This window comes from Nocardioides bizhenqiangii, assembly GCF_034661235.1.
In the GTDB taxonomy this organism is placed as follows: domain Bacteria; phylum Actinomycetota; class Actinomycetes; order Propionibacteriales; family Nocardioidaceae; genus Nocardioides; species Nocardioides bizhenqiangii.
In genome coordinates, this window is record NZ_CP141059.1 from 4,340,867 (window position 1) to 4,360,817 (window position 19,951).

The following is a 19,951-nucleotide window of genomic DNA, read 5'->3' on the forward strand; positions in this document are numbered from 1 at the left end:
GCCCAGCAGCGGCCCGCGGCGGATCAGGCGGTCCGGTTGCCCGGGTCGATGACATCCCCCTCGGGCGGCCGCCGGATCGATGCGCCGGTGTCCTTGTCGACCAGGGTCACGTCGAAAGGCTGGTCAGAGCTGATGCCGATCCGTCGGAGGACGACCGGGTCCCCGACTGCGGAGATGTACATCTTGTGAGTGCCGCCACCGGTCGCCCCGCACTGGATGATCCGCGCCGGCGTGCCGTCGACCTCACCACTCTCCACCCCGTTGAAGCAGGTGTCCATGTTCGCCGCGGTACCGAGGCTGCCGTGGTAGCAGTCCTCCCCGATCGGCGATTGCTCGTCAGGCACCGCCAGCCACTTGCCGACGAGCTCCGGCACCACCGAGGCCGGCACGCCGATGGCGGACCACCACCGCGGATTGCCCTTGACGAAGGTGTGGCCCTCGACGACGCGCATGGTGAGCCCTCCGAGGTCGGGTGCGTCGAGCGTCATCTCGCACGTGTCGTCGGCGAGGATGGTCATCCGTCCCGGCCCCTCGATCGTCTCGTCGGGGAGCCACACGGAGAGGGTGCCCTCGTACACGACGTCGTCAAGGTCTCGCATCGCCTCGGCGGCGAGCTCGAGCGCGTCCGAGGTCGACAGATCCATGACCTCGTTGGTCCGCGCCTCCTCCGGCGGTGCGGGCAGGTCACCGTCACCGCCGTCACCGCCGTCAGCCCCGTCACCCCCGCCGCAGCCGGTGAGCGACGCGACAAGACCGACCACCACGAGCGCTGCGCGGCGCCGTCGTCGTGCACTCACGGGGTCCCCATGCTTCCCAGACCGGGCCACTCACCCGGGGTATCGGCATCGTGCCACGGATCTCTGCCAGCGCATGCAGGTATTGCCCTCCTCTACGCTGGCACCGTGCCTGAGCTGCCCGAGGTCGAGGCGCTGGCCCTGGATCTCCGCGGCCGGCTGGCCGGTCGTGCGATCACCGAGGTCCACATCGCGGCGTTCAGCGCGCTGAAGACCTACGACCCGCCGCTGTCGGCGGTCGAGGGCGCCCTCGTCGACGACGTACGACGGCACGGCAAGTTCCTCGACATCGAGGCCAGCGGCCTGCACCTCGTGTTCCACCTGGCGCGGGCCGGCTGGGTCCGGTGGCGCGACGAGGTGCCGGCGATCCCGCCCAAGCCCAGCACCAAGTCGACGCTCGCGGTGCGGGTCGTGCTCGACGAGGTGGACGGGCTGACGTCGGGGCTCGACGTCACCGAGGCCGGCACCCGGAAGTCGCTCGCGCTCTACCTGGTCCGCTCCCCCGCGGACGTCGCGGGCATCGCCCGGCTCGGCCCCGACCCGCTCGACGACGCCTTCACGCGCGAGGCGCTGGCAGCGATCCTGCAGTCCGAGGGGCGCAAGCAGATCAAGGGCGTGCTCCGCCACCAGGGCACCATCGCCGGCATCGGCAACGCCTACTCCGACGAGATCCTGCACGCCGCGCGGATGAGTCCGTTCAAGCCGGCCAACAGCCTCACCGAGGACGAGCTCGCGACGCTGTACGCCGCGGTCAAGGACACCTTGGGGGACGCGGTCGACCGGTCCCGCGGACTGGCCGCGAGTGAGCTGAAGGCCGAGAAGAAGTCGAACCTCGCCGTGCACGGGCGCACCGGTCAGGCATGCCCGGTCTGCGGTGACACCGTGCGCGAGGTCTCGTTCGCCGACTCGAGCCTGCAGTACTGCCCGACCTGCCAGACCGGCGGCAAACCGCTGGCGGACCGCCGGATGAGCAAGCTCCTCAAGTGAGGCTGACAACGATGAAGGACGGCCTGACCCGATGAACGGCATCCCGACCGTCGCGATCGAGGCCGTGCCCGACCCGCTGCCCGACGACCTCGCCGTGCTCGACGTACGCGAGCAGTTCGAGTGGGACGCCGGCCACATCGACGGCGCGCTGCACATCCCGATGATGGAGCTGCCCGACCGGCTCGGTGAGCTCCCCGACGCGCACACGCTCGTGGTGTGCAAGGTCGGCAGCCGCTCGGCGCAGGTCGCTGGCTACCTCGCCCACCAGGGCTACGACGTCGTCAACCTGGCCGGCGGGCTCTACGACTGGCAGGCGGCCGGCCGGGCTCTCGTGAGCGAGTCCGGGACGCCGCCGTACGTCGCCTGACCGCGGCGGTCAGACCGGGCAGTTCGTCCGGAGCCAGTCGGCCGCGGCGTCGACGTCGTCGCGCTCCTGCTCGCTGAAATCGCGTTCGACGGCCTCGATCTCGGCATACGTGGGCCGGTTCGGGAGCGCCAGGATCCGCACCGCCAGCGCCTCGATCCCGCGCCAGGCCCCGGGAGGCATGCCCCGCGGCCGCTCGAGGTCCGGCACCCGCGCGGCGAACTCCTTCATCACCGGGGCGAGCTCAGCGGCGACGTCGTCGGGGTCGGCCCCGCTGAAGCCGGTGTTCTTGATGGCCCTGACCATGATGGCGTACGGCGCGCACACCGCCGCCACCGCGGCGGGCAGATCGGACGGGGTGCTGGTCGGCTCGTCGGTCTCCGCATCGGTGGGCTCGTCGGTCGGAGCGCTCGTCGACTCGTCCGGCCCGGTCGCGGTGACGGTCGGCCCGCCGTCCTCGACGTCGGTGCCGGAGGAGCAGGCACCAGTCACCGCGGTCACAGGGACCAGCAACAGCAGCGGGACGAGGGTCGCAAGCGGCGAACGGAGGGCTGAGCGCATCAGTGCCATCGTGGCACGCCGCTCAACACCGGGCGGCTCAGGAGATCGACGGCTCCGGCTCGTCGGGTGTCCCGATGTCGGTCTCGTCGGGACAGGTCTCCGTCTCGTAGGCGCGGTAGGCCTCGACCTTCTCCTTGTCGGCGTCGGAGAGGCCCGCCAGGAGAGGGTCCTCCTCGCCCTCGACGGCGATGTCGTCCGCCTCCAGGTCGTCGACGGCGTCGAGCTGGATCTCGAAGCCGTCGCGGGCGTCGTCCGGGATGTCCTCGGGGGTGCCGACCTCCCTCAGGTCGTCGGCGATCGCCTGGATCGCGTCGACGATCTCCTGGTCCTCGGAGTCCGCATCCAGGTCCTCGAAGTACGCAGGGTCGTTGATGACCTCGCAGTAGTCCGCCTGCGACGCGTCGGTCGGCGGCCCGTCGTCGCCGGGCGAGTCCCCGGAGTCCCCGGAGTCTCCGCCGCAGGCGCCGAGGGAGAACGCGAGCACGGCAACGCAGCCTGCTGCGACGTTCCGGGCTGAGCGGGTGCGGCGGGTCATGCCGGAGTCCTTCCGGTGGGCAGCGCGGCCGGCCCCGGTCGGGGCCGGCCGCACAGGAGAGCGGTCAGGTCACTCGGTCGTGAGCTCTTCCGTCGGGAGGTCCTCGGTAGGAACGTCTGCGCCACCGCAGGTCTCCGCGACGTACGTGCCGTAAGCCGTGAACTGCTCCTCCTCCTCGCTGGACAGGTCGTCGAGGAAGTCTTCGTTCTCCAGGTCGTCCTCGTCGACGTCCTTCGCGATGTCGACCAGGAGCTCGAATCCCTCCCGGGCGTCCTCGGGGATGTCCTCAGGCGTGCCGGTCTCCTCGGCGTCGTCGGCCCAGTCGTGGATGGCGTCGACATCGGCATCAGCGGGGATGCTGTTGGCAACCTCGCAGAAGTCCTCTTCCGAGGCGTCGTCGGGAGCTCCGCCGCAAGCGGTGAGGGAGAACGCGAGGAGCACGGCCGCGCCGGCAGCGCCGGTAGCGCGCTTGATCCTGGTCATGCGGGTTTCCTTTCGAGGGGACGCGGTGCCGCGTGCACCGGGTCGGAGACAGCGACCGAACCGAGTCGGCCCGCAACACGCAGACTATTGATGCCCACCGGTCGCCGGAAGGCTTTCTCCCCCACCGGCGAGTTGCGCAAACGCGGCGGGGAGCGGAACGCCCAGCAAACCGGGCAGCTGCTCGAGGTACGCGCGCCGCGGGATCTCCTCCACGCCGAGGCTCTGGAGGTGCGGCGTGGACCACTGGACGTCGATCAGCCGGTCGCGCGCGTGCTCGTCGGCCAACCGCTCCACCAGCGCGACGAGCGCGACCTTCGACGCGTCCCGCACGCGGTAGAACATCGACTCCCCGGCGAACAGCCCCCCGATCGCCACGCCGTACAGACCGCCGGCAAGCCGGCCGTCCTGCCACGCCTCGACCGAGTGCGCCCAGCCGAGGCGGTGGAGCTCGCCGTACGCCGCGCGGATCTCCGCATCGATCCAGGCGCCGGGGCGGCGAGGGTCACCGCACGCGGCGACCACCTCGTCGAAGACGGTGTCGACGCGGATCTCGAAGTCCCGCACCGCCCGCCGGAGCGAACGCGAGACCCGCAGCCGGTCGAGCCTCAGCACGCCGCGGTCAGCGGGACACCACCAACCCACCGCCGGCGGGGTGCGGGACCGGAGCCGGAGTCGCGGCGGCTCCGGCATCGGAAAGGTCCCCCGACGATAGGCAGCCAGCACCGTGCCGGGAGCGAGATCGGCGCCGACCGCGACCAGGTCGTCGTCGGTCTCGAGCGCGGCCAGCTGCTCGCGGGAGGGGAGCTCCCACGGCGTCGGCGGCGGCTCGACCGGCCCCGGTCGATCGTTCGGGTGGTCCATCGAGGTGACGGTACGACGTCCCCCGGAGCCGGGCTCAGGCGGCACGCCTACGCTTGAGGCATGGCAAGCGTCAAGCGCGCACTGGCGGGCCAGGCAGCCCGCGTCGTCGTACCGAGGTTCCCCGCGCTCGCACCGGGCGTCACCTCCTCGTTCGTGCGCGAGGCGCTGCACCGAGCGATCGTCGGTGTCGGACCACTGGCGCCGGCAGCGGAGGCGGCCGAGGCGCAGCTGCGCGAGCAGCACGGACAGGTCGACAAGGCCGTCCACGAGGTGATCGAGAACCACGTCGGGTACGCCAGCGTCGGAGGGCTGCTCGCCAACGTCGGCGGGCTCGTCACGGCCGCCGTGCTGACGCCGGCGAACATCAGCGGGCTGGCGCTGATCCAGTGCCGGATGATCGCGGGCATCGCCCACCTGCGGGGCTACGACCTCGACGACCCGCGGGTCCGCAACGCGATCCTGGTGACCATCCTCGGTGAGGACATGGTGAAGAAGATGGTGAGGAAGATGGAGCTGCCGGCACCGCCGATGGCGCTGGCGCTGGCGCCGTCCCACGACCCCGCGCTCGACCAGGCCATCACCAGCGCCGTCGCCAGCGACCTGATCGGCCGGGTGCTCGGCAAGCAGATCGCCACGAACATCGGCAGGCGGGTCCCCGTCGTCGGCGGCGTCGTCGGCGCCGGCGTCGACGGCTACGGCACCTGGAAGGTCGGCCGGTACGCCGCCCGCGAGTTCCTTCAGCGCCGGGGGACCGCCTGAGGAACGAAGGCGGTCGCCGAATGGCGCGAGGAACGAGCGCACCACCGACCGGCGTATCGAGACCCGGTGAGACGACCGCCCGACGGTGAGCGGCCTCAGTTGCGGCGTCTCGATACGCCCTCGCGCTGAGCGCTCGGGCTACTCGACGAGCGAACCAGTCAGGGCTCGAGGCGGCGCTTGATCTCGCGGGTGGCGCGGACGGCGAGGCCGTGGGGGTCGGGCCGACGGGCGGCCTCCGCGGTCATGCTGCCGAGCGCGCTGATCGCTGCTTGGGTGATCGCCCGGCTCCGGACCCGGTCGGGGTTGTGCCAGCGCTGGTCGGGGTCCGGCCGTTGCGGGCGGAGCTCGTCGAGGTCGCCGATCACGTCGATGCCGCTCGCCACGATCCACTCCAGTGACCGCTCGGTGCGCTCCTCGACCCAGTCGTAGTTGTCCGGCCGGAGCGTGACCGGAGCGGAGCGGTGGTGGAAGAGGGTGCCGTCGGCGACCATCCGGCGGAGCAGGTCGTCGTAGTCGCCCTCGCGGGCGACCTTGCGGCCGAGCGCCTGGTTGAGGTGCCGCAAGACCTGGGTCTCGGCGACGCCGAGCGACTTGTTCGTCACCTCGCTGTCGAGCGGCGCCCAGTCGGGGTCGATCTCGAACGCCTGGCACATCCGCTTCCAGAGGGTGTCGACCTGGTCGGCGCCGTTCTGACGCCGGGCGGGTACGACGACGAGGTGGATGCGCTCCGGCGGTACGGCGACGCCCCACGCCGACAGCACGTCGGGGATGTCGAAGGCCTGCATCATGAACGGCTTGCCCATCCGCGACCGGCGGAGGAACTTGCGGAACGACCAGGCGCGCCCCTGCTTGACGCTCTCCTGCCACGCGGCGGCCAGCTGCCGGGCCAGGTCGCGCGCGGAGTAGACGATGTGCACCTCGCTGCCGGCGAGGTCCTTCATCGCGCGCTCGATCACCTTCGAGTGCGCGGGAGCGAGGATCTCGTGGCTGATGATCACGTTGCCGTCGAGCCGGCGGGTGCGCCGCATCAGCGCGTCCCATGCGCCTTCGGCGTGACCCGCGGCGCCACCCCAGTCCTGCTCGGTCAGGTCGAGCGCCGCGCGGAACTGGGACAGCTCCGGCCGGGAGAGCCGCGACGTCGACGGGAAGTGGACCCCGTGCTCGGCCAGGGTCTTGGTGTTCCGACCCAGCCGGGTCTGGATGTAGGTCGTCCCCGTCTTCGGAGCACCGATGTGCAGGTGGACGACCCTGGTCATGCGGGTGATTGTGCCAGCGCGCGCACCACGGCCGACGGGCTGGGCCGTCCGAGGTGACCCGCCATCCAGGTGCTGGTCTCGACGACGGCCCGCAGGTCGACGCCGTGCTCGATCCCGAGGCCGGTGAGGAACCACACCAGGTCCTCGGTGGCGAGGTTGCCCGTCGCGCTCCTGGCGTAGGGACAGCCGCCGAGACCGCCGGCGGAGGCGTCGTACGTCGTGACGCCGGCCTGCAGCCCGGCGTGGACGTTGGTGAGCGCCTGGCCGTAGGTGTCGTGGAAGTGGAGGGCGAGCCGGTCCGTGCCGATCCCGGCACCGGCGAAGCCGGCGATCAGCGCCGGCACGTGACCGGCGGTCGCGACACCGATGGTGTCGCCGAGGCTGAGCTGGTGGCAGCCGAGCTCGAGCAGCCGCCGGCCGACGGTGACGACCTGCTCGACCGGCACCGGACCCTCCCACGGGTCGCCGAAGCACATCGAGACGTAGCCGCGGACGTCGAGCCCGGCGGCGAGCGCCCGCCCGATCGTCGGCTCGAACATCTCGAACTGGGACTCGAGCGTGCGGTTGAGGTTCTTCGCTGCGAACGTCTCCGTCGCCGACGCGAACACCGCGATGTGGCGCAGGCCGAGGGCGAGGGCGCGGTCGAGCCCCCGGTCGTTGGGCACCAGGACCGGGAGGGCGCGCGCGGTGTCGCCGAGCTCCGCGGTGAGGCCGGTCATCAGCTCGGCGGCGTCCGCGAGCTGGGGCACCCACTTCGGGTGCACGAAGCTGGTCGCCTCCACGATCGGGAGCCCGGCGGCGAGGAGTCGTCGTACGAACTCCGCCTTCACCTCCGTCGGCAGCAGCGCCTGCTCGTTCTGCAGGCCGTCGCGAGCGCCGACCTCGTAGATCGTCACCTTCGTCGGCAGGCCAGGCTCGGGCACCACCATCGGTAGTGGAAGCTCACTCATGCCTCTCCCCTCCCGTTGAATCGACAAGGATGGCCCGTCGAGTTGACGAAGATGGCCGCCGCCGGTGGCCATCTGTGTCATTTCGAATGGCCATCTCTGTCGATTCGACGATCATGCGGGATCCACGGTGAAGAGCGGGGAGCCGAGGGCGACCTGGTCGCCGGTCGCGGCCGCGACCGTGGTGACCACGCCGTCGTACGGCGCCTTGAGCGCCAGCTCCATCTTCATCGCCTCCACCGTGCCCAGGACGTCACCGCTGCTGACGGTGTCACCCTCGGCGACCCGGACGTCGAGGACTGTGCCCGGCATCGGCGCAACAACCGTGCCGTCGCCGGCCTCGGGGCCGTGGTCCGCCGCCGCGTCCGGCCGGGTGAAGACGTAGCGCTGGCCGTGGTGGGCCAGCTCGACGGTGTGAGCGGTGACGATCGCGGGAGGGAGCCGGTCCGGGGGCCCGTGCAGGACGACGGAGCCGTCCTCGAAGTCGACGCGCACAGGCGCGGCCGGTGCGCCGAGCCGGAACCCGTCGGAGGCGAACGGTCCGTCCGGTCTCGCGTGCGCCTGCTGCCAGGCGTGGGCGGCCAGCTCCCGGGCCGGTGCCGGGTCGGGCGGTTCGACCTGGTTGCGGTCGAGCCAGGCGGTGTCGATCTCACCCTTCGCGAAGGCGTCACTCGCGGCGAGCTCCCGGAGGAACCCGGTGTTGGTGGTGAGCCCGAGGATGACGGTCTCGTCGAGCGCGTTGATGAGCACGTTGCGCGCCTGCTCGCGATCGCGTCCGGAGCCGATCACCTTCCCCAGCATGGGATCGAACGACGTGCTGACGACCTGGCCGGACTCGAGTGCCTGGTCGACGCGGGTGCCGGGCCGACCGGTCGGCCACTGCACGAGCGTCGCGCGCCCGGCCTGGGGCAGGAAGCCGTGGTAGGCATCCTCGGCGTAGACGCGAGCCTCCATCGCGTGGCCCGACTCGTGCACGCTCTCCTGGTCGAACGGCAGCGGGTGGCCCGCAGCCACCAGCAGCTGGAGCTGGACCAGGTCGAGACCGGTCACCTCCTCGGTGACGGGGTGCTCCACCTGCAGGCGGGTGTTCATCTCGAGGAAGTAGAACTCCCCCGTTGCGGCGTCGAGCAGGAACTCGACCGTGCCGGCGTTGGTGTAGCCGACGCTGCGCGCCAGGTCGACGGCCGCGGTGTGGATCCGGTGCCGCACCTCGTCGGGTAGGTACGGCGCGGGCGCCTCCTCGATCACCTTCTGGTGCCGCCGTTGAGCGGAGCACTCACGGGTGAGCAGGTGGACCACGTTGCCGTGGGTGTCGCCGAGCACCTGGACCTCGATGTGGCGACCGCGCTCGACGTACTTCTCGATCAGCATCGTGTCGTCGCCGAACGCCGCGGCCGACTCCCGCTTGGCCGCCGCCACGGCTTCGTCCAGCTCGGCAGCCGAGCGGACGATGCGCATGCCCTTGCCGCCGCCACCCGCGGCCGCCTTCACGAGGACGGGGTACGACGCTTCGTCGCCCGTCGGCACGACCGGGACGCCGGCCCCGACGGCGATGTCACGGGCAGCGTCCTTGCGGCCCATCCGCTCGATCACCGCGGGCGTCGGGCCGATCCAGGTCAGACCGGCGTCGGAGACAGCGCGGGCGAAGCCAGCGTTCTCGGAGAGGAAGCCGTAGCCGGGGTGGACCGCGTCGGCGCCCGCCGCGAGCGCGGCCGCGATCTGCGCGGACGGATCGAGGAAGTCGGCGGTGCCCGCAACCGCGCGGATGCCGAGCATCTCGCAGGTACGGGCGACGCGGCGCGCGATCTCTCCGCGGTTGGCGACGTAGACGGTGCCGAACATGTCCATCACATCCGGAAGATGCCATAGGAGGGCTCCGGCACCGGAGCGTTGGCCGTGACGGCGAGCGCCATCCCGAGCACGCGCCGGGTGTCGGCGGGATCGATCACGCCGTCGTCCCAGAGCAGGGCGGTGGCGTAGTACGGCGAGCCCTGCGTCTCGTACTGCTCCCGGATCGGCTCCTTGAACTCCTCGTCGTCCTCGCGGCCGGCGACGGTGGCCAGCACGTTGGCCGCCTGGTCACCGCCCATCACGGAGATCCGCGCGTTGGGCCACATCCAGAGGAATCGCGGGTCGTAGGCCCGGCCGCACATCCCGTAGTTGCCGGCGCCGAACGAGCCGCCGATGACCACGGTGAGCTTGGGTACGACGCTGCAGGCGACCGCGGTCACCAGCTTGGCGCCGTCGCGGGCGATGCCGCGGTTCTCGTAGTCCTTGCCGACCATGAACCCGCTGATGTTCTGCAGGAAGAGCAGCGGGATGCCGCGCTGGTTGCACAGCTCGACGAAGTGCGCTCCCTTGAGCGCGGACTCGCTGAACAGGATCCCGTTGTTGGCGACGATGCCGACCGGGTAGCCGTGGATCCGCGCGAACCCGCAGACCAGGGTCTCGGCGTACAGCTGCTTGAACTCCTGGAACCGCGAGCCGTCGACGATCCGCCGGATCACCTCGCGCACGTCGTACGGCGTCCGGGTGCTGGTCGGCACCACGTCGTAGAGGGACTCCGGCGACTCGTGCGGCTCCTCGACCTCGGCCGCGGGGCTCCGGTCCGGCTCCGGCAGTGTGTTCACGATCCCGCGGAGGATCTGGAGGGCGTGGGCGTCGTCGTCGGCGAGGTGGTCGACGACTCCGGAGGTGCGGGCGTGGACGTCGCCGCCGCCGAGCTCCTCGGCCGTGACGACCTCGCCGGTCGCGGCCTTCACCAGCGGCGGGCCACCGAGGAAGATGGTGCCCTGGTTGCGCACGATCACCGACTCGTCGGACATGGCGGGCACGTAGGCGCCGCCGGCCGTGCAGGACCCCATGACGGCAGCGAGCTGCGGGATGCCGCGCGCCGACATGTTGGCCTGGTTGAAGAAGATCCGGCCGAAGTGCTCCTTGTCGGGGAACACGTCGTCCTGCATCGGGAGGAAGGCGCCGCCGGAGTCGACGAGGTAGATGCAGGGCAGCCGGTTCTCGGCGGCGATGGTCTGCGCCCGGAGGTGCTTCTTCACGGTGAGCGGGTAGTAGGTGCCGCCCTTCACGGTCGCGTCGTTGGCCAGGACCAGGCACTCCCGACCCTCGACCCGGCCGATGCCGGCCACGACGCCGGCGGACGGGACGGCGTAGTCGTCACCCGGACCGCCGTACATCCCGAACGCCGCCAGGGGCGCGATCTCCAGGAACGGACTGCCCGGGTCGAGCAGCCGGTCCACGCGGTCGCGGGCCAGGAGCTTGCCGCGGTCGGTGTGCTTCTTGCGCGCGGCCTCGCTGCCGCCCTCACGCACCCGGGCGAGCCGCTCGCGCAGCTCGACGGTGAGCTCCTCGAGACTGGTCATGGGAGTGAGGTTAACGATCATTAACCTGGCGGGTCAATCGGGTGGGGAGCCGGGTCGGGGGTACTGCAGGTGCATACGCGATCGAGAGGAGATCCTGGTCATGTCGACCGTCGGCACCATCACAAAGCTCGCCACCGAGGTCGTCGGGAAGGCGGCCCACGCGGTCACCCACCCCCGGCAGACCGTCACGACCGTCACCGGGCACGCCCGCGACCTGGCCGCCACGGTCACCGGCGGTGACCAGAAGACGAGCACGACCACCGGGACGACCGAGACGGCACCCGAGGACGCGCCGCTCTACGAGAGCCCGGAGCGCAACGTCGAGCCGGCGGAGCCGGTGCCGCCCGCCGAGTCGGTGGAGCCGTCGACGACCGAGCCGAAGGCCGCGTCGCGGGAGGCCGCGCACCACGGCCGCGGGGCCGATCCGACCGACGACTGGCACGACGAGATCGAGGACCCCTCCGACGTCGGCATCAACCCCGCTACCGGTCTGCCGAACACCGGCCAGTCCGACGACGAGCCGCTGATCGACCCGTCCGTCGCGAAGTCGGTGCGGTCGGAGAGCGAGACCATGAGCCGCGCCGCCGACCCGGACAAGGAGGAGCAGTAGCGGAGCCTCGAGTTCTGCGCGTTCGAGACACGCTGACCTCGCCTGCGGTGAACGAGCACTAACCTGACGCGGTGACCGCCACCGACCAGGCCGAGCCGACCCGCCGCGAGCAGATCCTCGCGACCGCGGCTGAGCTGTTCGCCGCTCGCGGCTTCCACGGGGTCTCGGTCGCCGACCTCGGCGCCGCGTGCGGGATCACCGGGCCGGCGCTCTACAAGCACTTCTCGAGCAAGCAGGCGGTGCTCGCCGAGATGCTGGTGTCGATCAGCGAGCAACTGCTGGCGGTGGGCCGTGCCCGGGTGGCGGCGGCGGACGGCCCGGCCGACGCGGTCCGCGCCCTGGTCGACTGGCACGTCGAGTTCGCACTGGGCCACCGTCCGCTGATCATCGTCCAGGACCGCGACTGGGAGTCGCTGCCGGAGCAGGCACGCGAGCAGGTGCGCCGGCTGCAGCGGTCGTACGTCGACCTGCTCGCCGGCCAGCTCCGGGCGCTGCGCCCCGACCTCACCAAGGCGACCGCCCACGCCGCCGCCCAGGCGGCGTTCGGGCTGCTCAACTCGACGCCGCGCGCCGGCCACGCCATCTCCGACGACGCGCTCCGCACGCTGCTGGCCGACATGGCCGTCGCTGCGCTCGGGGCGGGCTAGAAGGCCCCGCCGCGGCCCTCACCGTCACGGAACCGGGCGGCTCCGGTCATCGCCTCCAGCAGGGAACGGCCGCCGTGCACCCACTCCACGTCGAGGGCCCGGTCGAGGGGCAGGCCGTGCTGCTCGTACGCCGAGAGCCGGTCCTGCCGCAGGCAGGTCTGAGGGAAGGCCGCGAGCTGCTCGGCGAGCGCCACCGCTTCCTCGAGCGCGGCACCCGGGGCGCTGACGCGGTTGACCAGGCCCATGAACAACGCCTCTTCGGCGGCGACGGGACGGCCGGTGAGGATCAGGTCGAGCGCGTGGGACTGCCCGATCAGCCGAGGGAGTCGGATCGTCCCACCGTCGATGAGCGGCACCCCCCAGCGCCGGCAGAAGACACCGAAGATCGCCTCGGGGTCCGCGACCCGGAGGTCGCACCACAGCGCCAGCTCCAGCCCACCGGCCACCGCGTGGCCCTCGACGGCGGCGATCACCGGCTTGGACAGCAGCAGCCGGGACGGGCCCATCGGCGCGGGGCCGTCGACGCCCGGCGGATCCGCCTTCATCGTCCCGGTGCTGACGGCCTTGAGGTCGGCGCCGGCGCAGAAGGCGCCTCCGGCGCCGGTCAGTACGGCGACACTCGCGTCCGGGTCGGCGTCGAAGGCCAGGAAGGCGTCGTACAGCGCCTGCGCGTGCTCGGTGTCGACCGCGTTGCGCACATCCGGCCGGTTGATCGTGACGACCGTGACCGGCCCGCGCCGCTCGATGTCGATGCTCACGCGACGACCGCCCGATCGATGATCGGCGCCAGGTCGAGCCCGGTCGGCAGGGTGCCGAGCGCGCCGCCCCAGTCGCGGTCGAGCCGGGTGGCGCAGAACGCGTCGGCGACGGCGGCCGGCGAGTGACGGAGCAGGAGCGAGCCCTGGAAGACCAGCGCGAGCTGCTCGACGATCCGCCGGGCGCGCAGCTCGATGTCGTCGAACGACGTGAACTCCTTCTGCAACCGGGCGACCGCCTCGTCGAAGCGGGCGTCGGCACCGGACGCGAGGCCCACCTCGTCGAAGTAGGCGTCGAGGGTGTGGGGTTCGCGGGCGATCGCCCGTAGGGCGTCGAGCGCGGCGACGTTGCCCGAGCCCTCCCAGATCGAGAGCAGCGGCAGCTCGCGGTAGATCCGGGCTGCGTCGAAGTCCTCGATGTAGCCGTTGCCGCCGAGGCACTCGAGCGCCTCCGCGGCGTGGATCGGGCCGCGCTTGCAGACGTAGTACTTGGTGGCGGCCAGCGCCAGCCGCCGTACGGCGGTCTCGCCCTCGTCGCCGCGGATCGCTCGGTCGTTGGCGCCGGCCAGCCGCATCATCGCGGTCGTCGCGGCCTCGGACTCGATCGCGAGGTCGGCCAGCACGTTGCGCATGGCCGGCTGCTCGATCAGCGTCTTGCCGAACGCACTGCGGTGGCGGGCGTGATGGACGGCGAGCACGAGCGAGGTGCGCATGCCGGCGGCGGTGCCGATGACGCAGTCGAGCCGGGTCATGTTGACCATCTCCACGATGGTCCGGACGCCGCGGCCCTCCTCGCCGACCAGCCAGCCCGTGGCGCCGTCGTACTCGATCTCGGAGGAGGCGTTGGACCTGTTGCCCAGCTTGTCCTTGAGCCGCAGGAACCGCATCGCGTTGCGCTCCCCGCCCGGCAGCACTCGCGGCACCAGGAAGCAGGACAGCCCGCCCGGCGCCTGCGCGAGGGTCAGGAACATGTCGGACATCGGCGCCGAGGTGAACCACTTGTGGCCGACCAGCCGATAGCTGCCGTCCGACTCGCCGGCCTGCGGCGTCGCCGTCGTGGTGTTGGCGCGGACGTCGGACCCGCCCTGCTTCTCGGTCATCGACATGCCGGCGATGAGGCCGCGCTTGGTCGCGGGGTCGGCCAGGCCGGGGTCGTACTCGCGGTTGGTCAGCAGCGGCTCGAACCGCGCGGAGAGCTCGGGATTCGCGCGGAGCGCGGGGACCACGGCGTAGGTCATCGAGATCGGGCAGCCGTGGCCGGCGTCGACCGACCACACCATGAACTTCGCGGCCCTGGCGACGTGCGCGCCCGGGCGGTCGTCGGCCCACGGCGCGGCGTGCAGGCCGTGACCGACGGCGGTCTCCATCAGCTGGTGGTAGGCAGGGACGTACTCGACCTCGTCGACCCGGTGGCCGTAGCGGTCGTGGGTGTGCAGCCGCGGCGGCACCCGCTCGGCCAGCCGTCCCCACGACTGCGCCTCGGCCGAGCCGGCCAGCCGGCCGAGCTCGTGGATCTCGTCGGCCGCCCAGCCCGCGCCCTCGCGCTCGAGGCCCTCGAGCAGCGCCGGGTCGGCGGCGGTGTCGTGGCCGACCAGCGGCGGGACCTGGTTGAAGACGGCATGGGTCGGGTGCGTGTCCATGAGCTACCCCTTGTTGGTGGAAGGTCCGAAGTCGTCGTACGGCGCGGCGTCGCGCTCGCGCACCGCCTGCTTGAAGCCGGCCTCCGCGGCGCGGGCGGCGAAGGAGTAGCCCTCGCGGGTGTGCCGGGAGATCCCGTCGAAGACGGTGCTGATCATCCGGCTGGTCTCGACGCCCTGCGCGAGCAGCGCGGAGTTGAGCGCGAGCTTCACCATCATCAGCTGGTTGATCGGCATCGCGGCGATCCGCTGCACCAGGATCTCGGTGCGCTCGTCGAGCCGGTCGGGGTCCGGGGCCTCGATCGCGAGCCCCCACTCGGCGGCCTCGCGCCCGGAGAGGCAGTCACCGGTCAGCAGCAGCCGCTTGGCCCGCTGGTCGCCGAGCCGGTGCGCCCACAGGCCGGCGCTCGGCACGCCCCACACCCGGGTCGGGGGGTAGCCGATCTTGGCGTCCGCGGCGATCAGGATCTGGTCGCAGTGCAGGGCGATGTCGGTGCCGCCGGCGACGCAGAAGCCGTGGACCTTCGCGACCGTCGGCTTGTCGGCGTGGAGCAGGCTGGCGTAGCCCTTGGTGAAGCGACTCATCATCGCGTAGTCGACCATCGGGTCCCACGTCTTCGCCGGGTCGTGGTTGGGGATCGCCTGCTCCGCGAACGCCGTCAGGTCGTAGCCGCCGCAGAATCCCTTGCCGCGTCCGCTCACCACGATCACGTGGACCCGCGGGTCGAGGTCCGCGCGCTCGACGGCCGCGGCCAGCTCCACGGGGGTGTCGGGAGTGATCGAGTTGCCCTGCTCGGGCCGGTTGAACGTGATCCGTGCGACGCGACCGTCGACCTCGTAGGTCAGCGTGCGGTAGTCCCCCGCTTGCCCTGAGCCTGTCGCTTGTCCTGAGCCTGTCGAACGGGAAGGGTCGTCGAGCGGGATTCCGTCGTACGGCGAGTCGGGGCCCTCGTGGGCGGGCCTCCGCCACGGGGCTCCTTCGGTGCCGTCTGCCATGCCGCGACATTACAGTTTCGGCTACAGTTGTGTCCATGGCTGTAGCGGTGGACCTCAAGCCGCTGCCGGCGCGGTCGGTCGTGCTGTCCCTGCTGCTCGGCTCCCACCCGGACCGGATGAGCCCGGCCCAGGTGACGCGCGCGGGCGAGCACTTCGGCATCCCGGCATCGACCCTGAGGGTCGCCCTGACCCGGGCCGTAGCGGCCGGCGACCTGCGGCGGCAGGACCGCGACTACGTGCTCGGCGCTCGCCTCGTGGCCCGGCAGCGCCGCCAGGACGAGGGCGTCGAGGACGCCGAGACCGCGTGGGACGGCACCTGGGAGATGGCCGTGGTCGTGGTGTCCGGCCGGTCCGGCAGCGAGCGCGCGGCGCTGCGAGAGAAGCTCACCGGAGCCCGGCTGGCGGAGCTCCGCGAGGGCGTCTGGACCCGTCCGGCCAACCTGCGCCGGGCGGCGGCGTACGCCGGCGACCCGGTCCTCGCGTCCTTCCGGGCCCGTCCCGACGGCGACCCGGTCCGGCTCGCGCGCGAGCTCTGGAACCTGCGCGGCTGGGCCGCCGACGGTCGCGCGCTGCTGCGCCGGCTGGCGCGGACGAAGGCGCCGGCGCCCCGCCTCGCCGTCGCGGCGCACGTCGTCCGCCACCTCACCGCCGACCCGTTGCTTCCTCGTGAGCTGCTGCCGGCCGACTGGCCCGGCGGCGAGCTGCGGACGGCGTACGCCGACTACCAGACCGAGCTGCGATCACTGGCCATCGTCTGAGCGGCTGTGCGTCACACCAACCCGTCGGGCAGCTCGGCGCCGGTCTCCATCAGCTCGACCAGCCGGCGCGCGCGGAGCACGGCGTCGGCGGCGACCTCGATGTCGTCGGCGAGGTCGGTGACACCGGACGGCGCGGCGGTGGCGCCGGTGGATCGCTCGTGGAGCTCGGCGAGCAGCGCCTCGCGATCGAGCCCGCGCACCGCGAACAGCACCAGCGGGTCGGCATCGACCAGCCACCCGGTTTGGATGAGCACGGCCAGGGCGTGCCGGCAGGGGTCGAGGTAGGCGTTGCAGGTGCAGCTCGCGGCGAGCTCGCCGCCGTACGGCAGCAGCTCGACCCCGGCCTCTTCGGCGTGCTCGACCAGGTCGAAGGGAAGCTCGCCGGCGAGCAGGGCGGCGATCCGGCCCGCCTCGGCGGCGACGACCTCGACCAGCGTGCGTCGTTCCTCCGCGGCCAGGACCGGGATCTTGATCTCGGCGGTCCACGCGTCGTCGCCCTCCCGCACCGCCGCGAGCAGCGAACCCGCCGCCACGCTGATGCCGCCGACCTCGCCCCGCCGGGCGAGGGTGCGGCCGCCGCGCAGGTCGGTGTCGACGTACGCCGCCTCCTCGACCGCGCGGTGCCAGGCCTTGCCCCACCAGGACCGGATCCCGGTGCGCGGCGCGACCAGCCGGCCATGGGTGACCCGTCCCGGCTGCCCGACCATGCTCATCCCTCCCGCTCGAGGTCGGTGAGGAACGCCTCGCGGCGCGCTTCCTTGCGCAAGGTCACCAGGTCGCGCAGCTCCTCGTTGCTGAGCTCGGTGAGGGCGCTTTCGCCGCGGGCGAGCACGGCGTCCGCGAGCGCGCGCTTGCGCTCGAGCAGCGCCGCGACCCGCTCCTCGATCGTGCCCCTGGTGACCATCCGGTGCACCTGGACCGGCTTCGTTTGGCCGATCCGGTACGCGCGGTCGGTGGCCTGCTCCTCGACGGCGGGGTTCCACCAGCGGTCGACGTGGACCACGTGGTCGGCGCGGGTGAGGTTGAGGCCGGTGCCGCCGGCCTTGAGGCTGAGCAGGAAGACGGGCACCTCGCCTGCCTGGAAGCGGGCGACCATCGCCTCCCGCTCGGACACGGGGGTGCCACCGTGCAGGAACTGGTGCGGCAGGCCGGTCTTCGCCAGGTGCTGCTCGATCAACCGGGCCATGGCGACGTACTGCGTGAAGACCAGCACGGCTCCGTCCTCCGCGACCACGGTGCCGAGCAGCTCGTCGAGCAGCTCGAGCTTCTCCGAGCGGCCGGTGAGACGGACGGCGCCGGACTGCTTGAGGAACTGCGCCGGGTGGTTGCAGATCTGCTTGAGCCCGGTCAGCAGCGCCAGCACCAAGCCGCGGCGGCCGAGGTCGCCAGCCTCGTTGGCGTTCTCGATCCGCTGCATCATGTCGCGGACGAACGCCTCGTAGAGGACGGCCTGCTCCCGGGTGAGGCCGATCAGGTGGTCGGTCTCGGTCTTCGGCGGGAGCTCGGGCGCGATGCCGGGGTCGGACTTGCGGCGCCGCAGCAGGAACGGGCCGATCAGGTCGGCGAACTGTCGCGCCTTCGTCGGCTCGGCGCCCGACTCGATCGGTGCGCCCCACACCCGCCGGAAGGCCTGCCGGCTGCCGAGCAGGCCGGGGATCGCCCAGTCGAGGATCGACCAGAGCTCGGTGAGGTCGTTCTCGACCGGCGTGCCGGTGAGCGCCACCCGCGCCCGGCTCGGGATCAGGCGCAGGGCGCGCGCCGTCGACGACCGGGAGTTCTTGACGTGCTGCGCCTCGTCGGCGACGACCAGGTCCCACGGGACCGCGGCCAGGGTCGCGTGGTCGCGCCGCATGGTGCCGTACGTCGTCAGCACGAACCCGCCGCCGTCGAGACCACCGAGCTCCCTGGCCGTGCCATGGAACCGGCGGACCGGCAGTCCCGGCGCGAACCGCCGGATCTCGGCCTCCCAGTTGCCGAGCAGGCTGGCGGGGCAGACGACGAGAGTCGGCTGTCCGTCTGGGTTGCCGGCAGCGCGGCGGGAGGCGCCCGCCGAAAGCTTGCTTTCTCCACCTGGTGCCGGAGACGCGCTCGGCCAGTCCAATCCGGCCTGCTCGAGCCGGTGGAGGTGGAGCGCGATCAGGGTGATCGTCTTGCCGAGCCCCATGTCGTCGGCGAGGCAGGCGCCGAGCCCCAGGCCGGTGAGGTCGGCGAGCCAGGTGAGGCCGTGGCGCTGGTAGTCGCGCAGCTCGGCGTGGAGCCCGGCGGGCGCGGCGACGGGCTCCCGGGTCGGAGCGGCGAGCAGCTGCTCGCGGACCTCGAGCAGGCTGGCCCCGACGATCACCTGCTCCGTCGTGCCCGTCGCGGCGGCGTCCGGCAGCTCGGCGACACCGGACAGCGCAGCGGCCAGTGCCTGGGCGCCGGTCGCCTTGCGGATCAGCCGCTTGCGGGCGCGCTGGGCGGTCGCCGGGTCGACCACCGTCCAGGCACCGCGCAGCTTGAGCACCGGTGAGGCCGCCGACGCCAGCTGCTCCATCTCGTCGTCGGTCAGCGTCTCTCCGTGGAGCGCGACCTGCCACGAGAAGGCGAAGAGGCCGTCGACCGCGAACGGGCTGTCCTGGAGGGGCAGCTCGGGATCACGCAGGTCGGACCGCCGCTCGAGCACGGCGCGGGTGGTCAGGTCGCGGCCGAGCGCCCGTGGCCAGTGCACGTCGACCCGGGCGTCGCGGAGGGCGCCGACGTGCTCGAGCAGGCTGCCGATCTCTTCGCCGTCGAGGGTGAGCTGGTCGGGCACCGACAACGCGAGCAGCCGGTCGAGGACGGGCCACACCTCGGCCGCCGCGCGGAGCGCGATGCTCGCGTGCACGCGCGCCCGCGGGCCGAACCCGTGGGAGTCCTCGTCCGTCCAGAGCAGCGCGGCGTCGCACACGTGGAGCGGGTCGCGCTCGTCGTGCACCTGGAGCACCAGCCGCACGGACCCGCCCACGAGCTCCTCCTCGTCGGCCTCCACCCGCAGCGACACCCGGACCAGCTCGGGGAGTGCGACCGTCTGGGCCGCCCGGGCCCGTTCGGCGGCACGGCGGCGCACCCGCTCCGCGAAGTCGGCATCCCCGTCGGTCGAGGAGCTCGCTGTACGAACGTCTCGAGACCCCGGCGACTCCCCGGGCACCACCGGTGCCGCCCGCGGCAGCGCGTCGGCCACGGCGTCGAGGACCTGCGTGACCAGCGTGGCCGCCGCGGCAGGATCGAGGTCGTCGTACGCCCGGGCCTGCGCGAGCTGCGCGACGCTGTCGTGGTCGCGCTCGTCGAGTCCGTCGATCCGCCAGCTCGGCCGGTCGATGCCGGTGGCCGGCGCCAGCTTGCCGGCAGCGACGAAGCGGCCGGCGAGCAGCGCGGCGCCGCCGAGCAGGGCGACGCTGGGATGCACGTCGGCCTGCGTCCGGGCGCGGCTGAGCACCGGCAGGGCCGCCCTGATCGGCAGTGCGATGGCGCGGCGTCCGTCGGTGAACTCGATCGTGCCGTCCCTGGGCGGGTCGGCCGGCCGGAAGGTGGCCGGTCCGGTGACGGGCACGAAGCTCACGCAGGCCTCCCAGCAGCGTCGGATCCTCGAGGACCTGACGCTAACGG

At 72.3% G+C, this 19,951-nt stretch carries 20 protein-coding genes; 6 read left to right on the forward strand and 14 right to left on the reverse strand.

The genetic code is table 11. From position 1 onward, the window contains the following. Positions 1 to 23 precede the first annotated feature (23 nt). Entirely contained in the window at positions 24 to 797 is a 774-nt protein-coding gene (locus SHK19_RS21025; protein WP_322454444.1) for a hypothetical protein, read from the reverse strand. A gap of 105 nt (positions 798 to 902) precedes the next feature. Between SHK19_RS21025 and SHK19_RS21030 the strand changes: the two genes are divergently transcribed. After that, positions 903 to 1,781, forward strand: a complete 879-nt coding sequence (locus SHK19_RS21030) for an Fpg/Nei family DNA glycosylase (protein ID WP_322937371.1) — start codon at positions 903 to 905, stop codon at positions 1,779 to 1,781. Positions 1,782 to 1,812: 31 nt separating this feature from the next. Continuing rightward, a complete protein-coding gene (locus SHK19_RS21035) occupies positions 1,813 to 2,148 on the forward strand; it encodes a rhodanese-like domain-containing protein (RefSeq protein ID WP_322454442.1) in 336 nt (111 codons plus the stop codon). A 9-nt stretch (positions 2,149 to 2,157) separates the two neighbouring features. Here the strand turns inward: SHK19_RS21035 and SHK19_RS21040 are convergent, their stop codons facing one another. The 4 genes from SHK19_RS21040 to aat all read right to left on the reverse strand — a co-directional run bounded on the left by SHK19_RS21040 (position 2,158) and on the right by aat (position 4,585). Next, positions 2,158 to 2,706 carry a hypothetical protein gene (locus SHK19_RS21040; protein WP_322937372.1) on the reverse strand — a complete coding sequence of 183 codons (549 nt, stop codon included), beginning with the start codon at positions 2,704 to 2,706 and terminating at the stop codon, positions 2,158 to 2,160. Between the two features lie 37 nt (positions 2,707 to 2,743). After that, positions 2,744 to 3,241, reverse strand: coding sequence for a hypothetical protein (locus tag SHK19_RS21045; protein ID WP_322937373.1), 498 nt, complete (start codon positions 3,239 to 3,241; stop codon positions 2,744 to 2,746). A 69-nt stretch (positions 3,242 to 3,310) separates the two neighbouring features. After that, complete coding sequence (locus tag SHK19_RS21050) at positions 3,311 to 3,724, reverse strand: hypothetical protein (protein ID WP_322454439.1); 414 nt, start codon at positions 3,722 to 3,724, stop codon at positions 3,311 to 3,313. Between the two features lie 84 nt (positions 3,725 to 3,808). After that, the gene (aat, locus tag SHK19_RS21055) at positions 3,809 to 4,585 is read right to left on the reverse strand and encodes a leucyl/phenylalanyl-tRNA--protein transferase (protein ID WP_322937374.1); all 777 of its coding nucleotides are present in this window, start codon (positions 4,583 to 4,585) and stop codon (positions 3,809 to 3,811) included. 60 nt (positions 4,586 to 4,645) lie between these two features. On the opposite strand from aat, the gene SHK19_RS21060 reads away from it, so the two are divergent. Then, the gene (locus SHK19_RS21060; RefSeq protein ID WP_322937375.1) at positions 4,646 to 5,344 is read left to right on the forward strand and encodes an EcsC family protein; all 699 of its coding nucleotides are present in this window, start codon (positions 4,646 to 4,648) and stop codon (positions 5,342 to 5,344) included. A gap of 158 nt (positions 5,345 to 5,502) precedes the next feature. On the opposite strand, the gene SHK19_RS21065 is transcribed toward SHK19_RS21060, so the two are convergent. The 4 genes from SHK19_RS21065 to SHK19_RS21080 form a co-directional block, all read right to left on the reverse strand. Then, positions 5,503 to 6,600, reverse strand: coding sequence for a hypothetical protein (locus SHK19_RS21065; protein ID WP_322454436.1), 1,098 nt, complete (start codon positions 6,598 to 6,600; stop codon positions 5,503 to 5,505). Continuing rightward, positions 6,597 to 7,550, reverse strand: a complete 954-nt coding sequence (locus tag SHK19_RS21070; RefSeq protein WP_322454435.1) for a hydroxymethylglutaryl-CoA lyase — start codon at positions 7,548 to 7,550, stop codon at positions 6,597 to 6,599. Before SHK19_RS21070 ends, SHK19_RS21065 begins: the two co-directional genes overlap by 4 nt. A 111-nt stretch (positions 7,551 to 7,661) precedes the next feature. Then, the gene (locus SHK19_RS21075) at positions 7,662 to 9,395 is read right to left on the reverse strand and encodes an acetyl/propionyl/methylcrotonyl-CoA carboxylase subunit alpha (RefSeq protein WP_322938720.1); all 1,734 of its coding nucleotides are present in this window, start codon (positions 9,393 to 9,395) and stop codon (positions 7,662 to 7,664) included. Then, positions 9,395 to 10,924 (reverse strand): carboxyl transferase domain-containing protein, encoded by a 1,530-nt coding sequence (locus SHK19_RS21080; RefSeq protein ID WP_322937376.1) that lies wholly within the window; start codon positions 10,922 to 10,924, stop codon positions 9,395 to 9,397. Before SHK19_RS21080 ends, SHK19_RS21075 begins: the two co-directional genes overlap by 1 nt. 100 nt (positions 10,925 to 11,024) lie before the next feature. Here SHK19_RS21080 and SHK19_RS21085 point away from each other — a divergent pair, with 100 nt between their 5' ends. Together SHK19_RS21085 and SHK19_RS21090 are read left to right on the forward strand one after the other, a co-directional pair. Next, positions 11,025 to 11,534 carry a hypothetical protein gene (locus SHK19_RS21085; protein ID WP_322937377.1) on the forward strand — a complete coding sequence of 170 codons (510 nt, stop codon included), beginning with the start codon at positions 11,025 to 11,027 and terminating at the stop codon, positions 11,532 to 11,534. 71 nt (positions 11,535 to 11,605) lie between these two features. Then, a complete protein-coding gene (locus SHK19_RS21090; protein ID WP_322937378.1) occupies positions 11,606 to 12,181 on the forward strand; it encodes a TetR/AcrR family transcriptional regulator in 576 nt (191 codons plus the stop codon). Here SHK19_RS21090 and SHK19_RS21095 read toward each other — a convergent pair. From SHK19_RS21095 to SHK19_RS21105, 3 genes are read right to left on the reverse strand one after another with little or no spacing between them, the layout of a single operon-like run. After that, entirely contained in the window at positions 12,178 to 12,939 is a 762-nt protein-coding gene (locus tag SHK19_RS21095) for a crotonase/enoyl-CoA hydratase family protein (protein WP_322937379.1), read from the reverse strand. The two genes, SHK19_RS21090 and SHK19_RS21095, sit on opposite strands and share 4 nt — an antisense overlap. Beyond that, positions 12,936 to 14,576: an acyl-CoA dehydrogenase family protein gene (locus SHK19_RS21100; RefSeq protein ID WP_322937380.1), complete on the reverse strand. Its 1,641-nt coding sequence runs from the start codon at positions 14,574 to 14,576 to the stop codon at positions 12,936 to 12,938. Before SHK19_RS21100 ends, SHK19_RS21095 begins: the two co-directional genes overlap by 4 nt. A gap of 3 nt (positions 14,577 to 14,579) precedes the next feature. After that, positions 14,580 to 15,569, reverse strand: coding sequence for a crotonase/enoyl-CoA hydratase family protein (locus SHK19_RS21105; RefSeq protein WP_322937381.1), 990 nt, complete (start codon positions 15,567 to 15,569; stop codon positions 14,580 to 14,582). Between the two features lie 35 nt (positions 15,570 to 15,604). Here SHK19_RS21105 and SHK19_RS21110 point away from each other — a divergent pair, with 35 nt between their 5' ends. Continuing rightward, entirely contained in the window at positions 15,605 to 16,327 is a 723-nt protein-coding gene (locus SHK19_RS21110) for a PaaX family transcriptional regulator C-terminal domain-containing protein (RefSeq protein ID WP_322937382.1), read from the forward strand. Positions 16,328 to 16,338: 11 nt separating this feature from the next. On the opposite strand, the gene SHK19_RS21115 is transcribed toward SHK19_RS21110, so the two are convergent. Beyond that, a complete protein-coding gene (locus SHK19_RS21115) occupies positions 16,339 to 17,034 on the reverse strand; it encodes an SWIM zinc finger family protein (protein ID WP_322454426.1) in 696 nt (231 codons plus the stop codon). A 2-nt stretch (positions 17,035 to 17,036) separates the two neighbouring features. Then, entirely contained in the window at positions 17,037 to 19,904 is a 2,868-nt protein-coding gene (locus SHK19_RS21120; RefSeq protein ID WP_322937383.1) for a DEAD/DEAH box helicase, read from the reverse strand. Between the last annotated feature and the right edge of the window lie 47 nt (positions 19,905 to 19,951).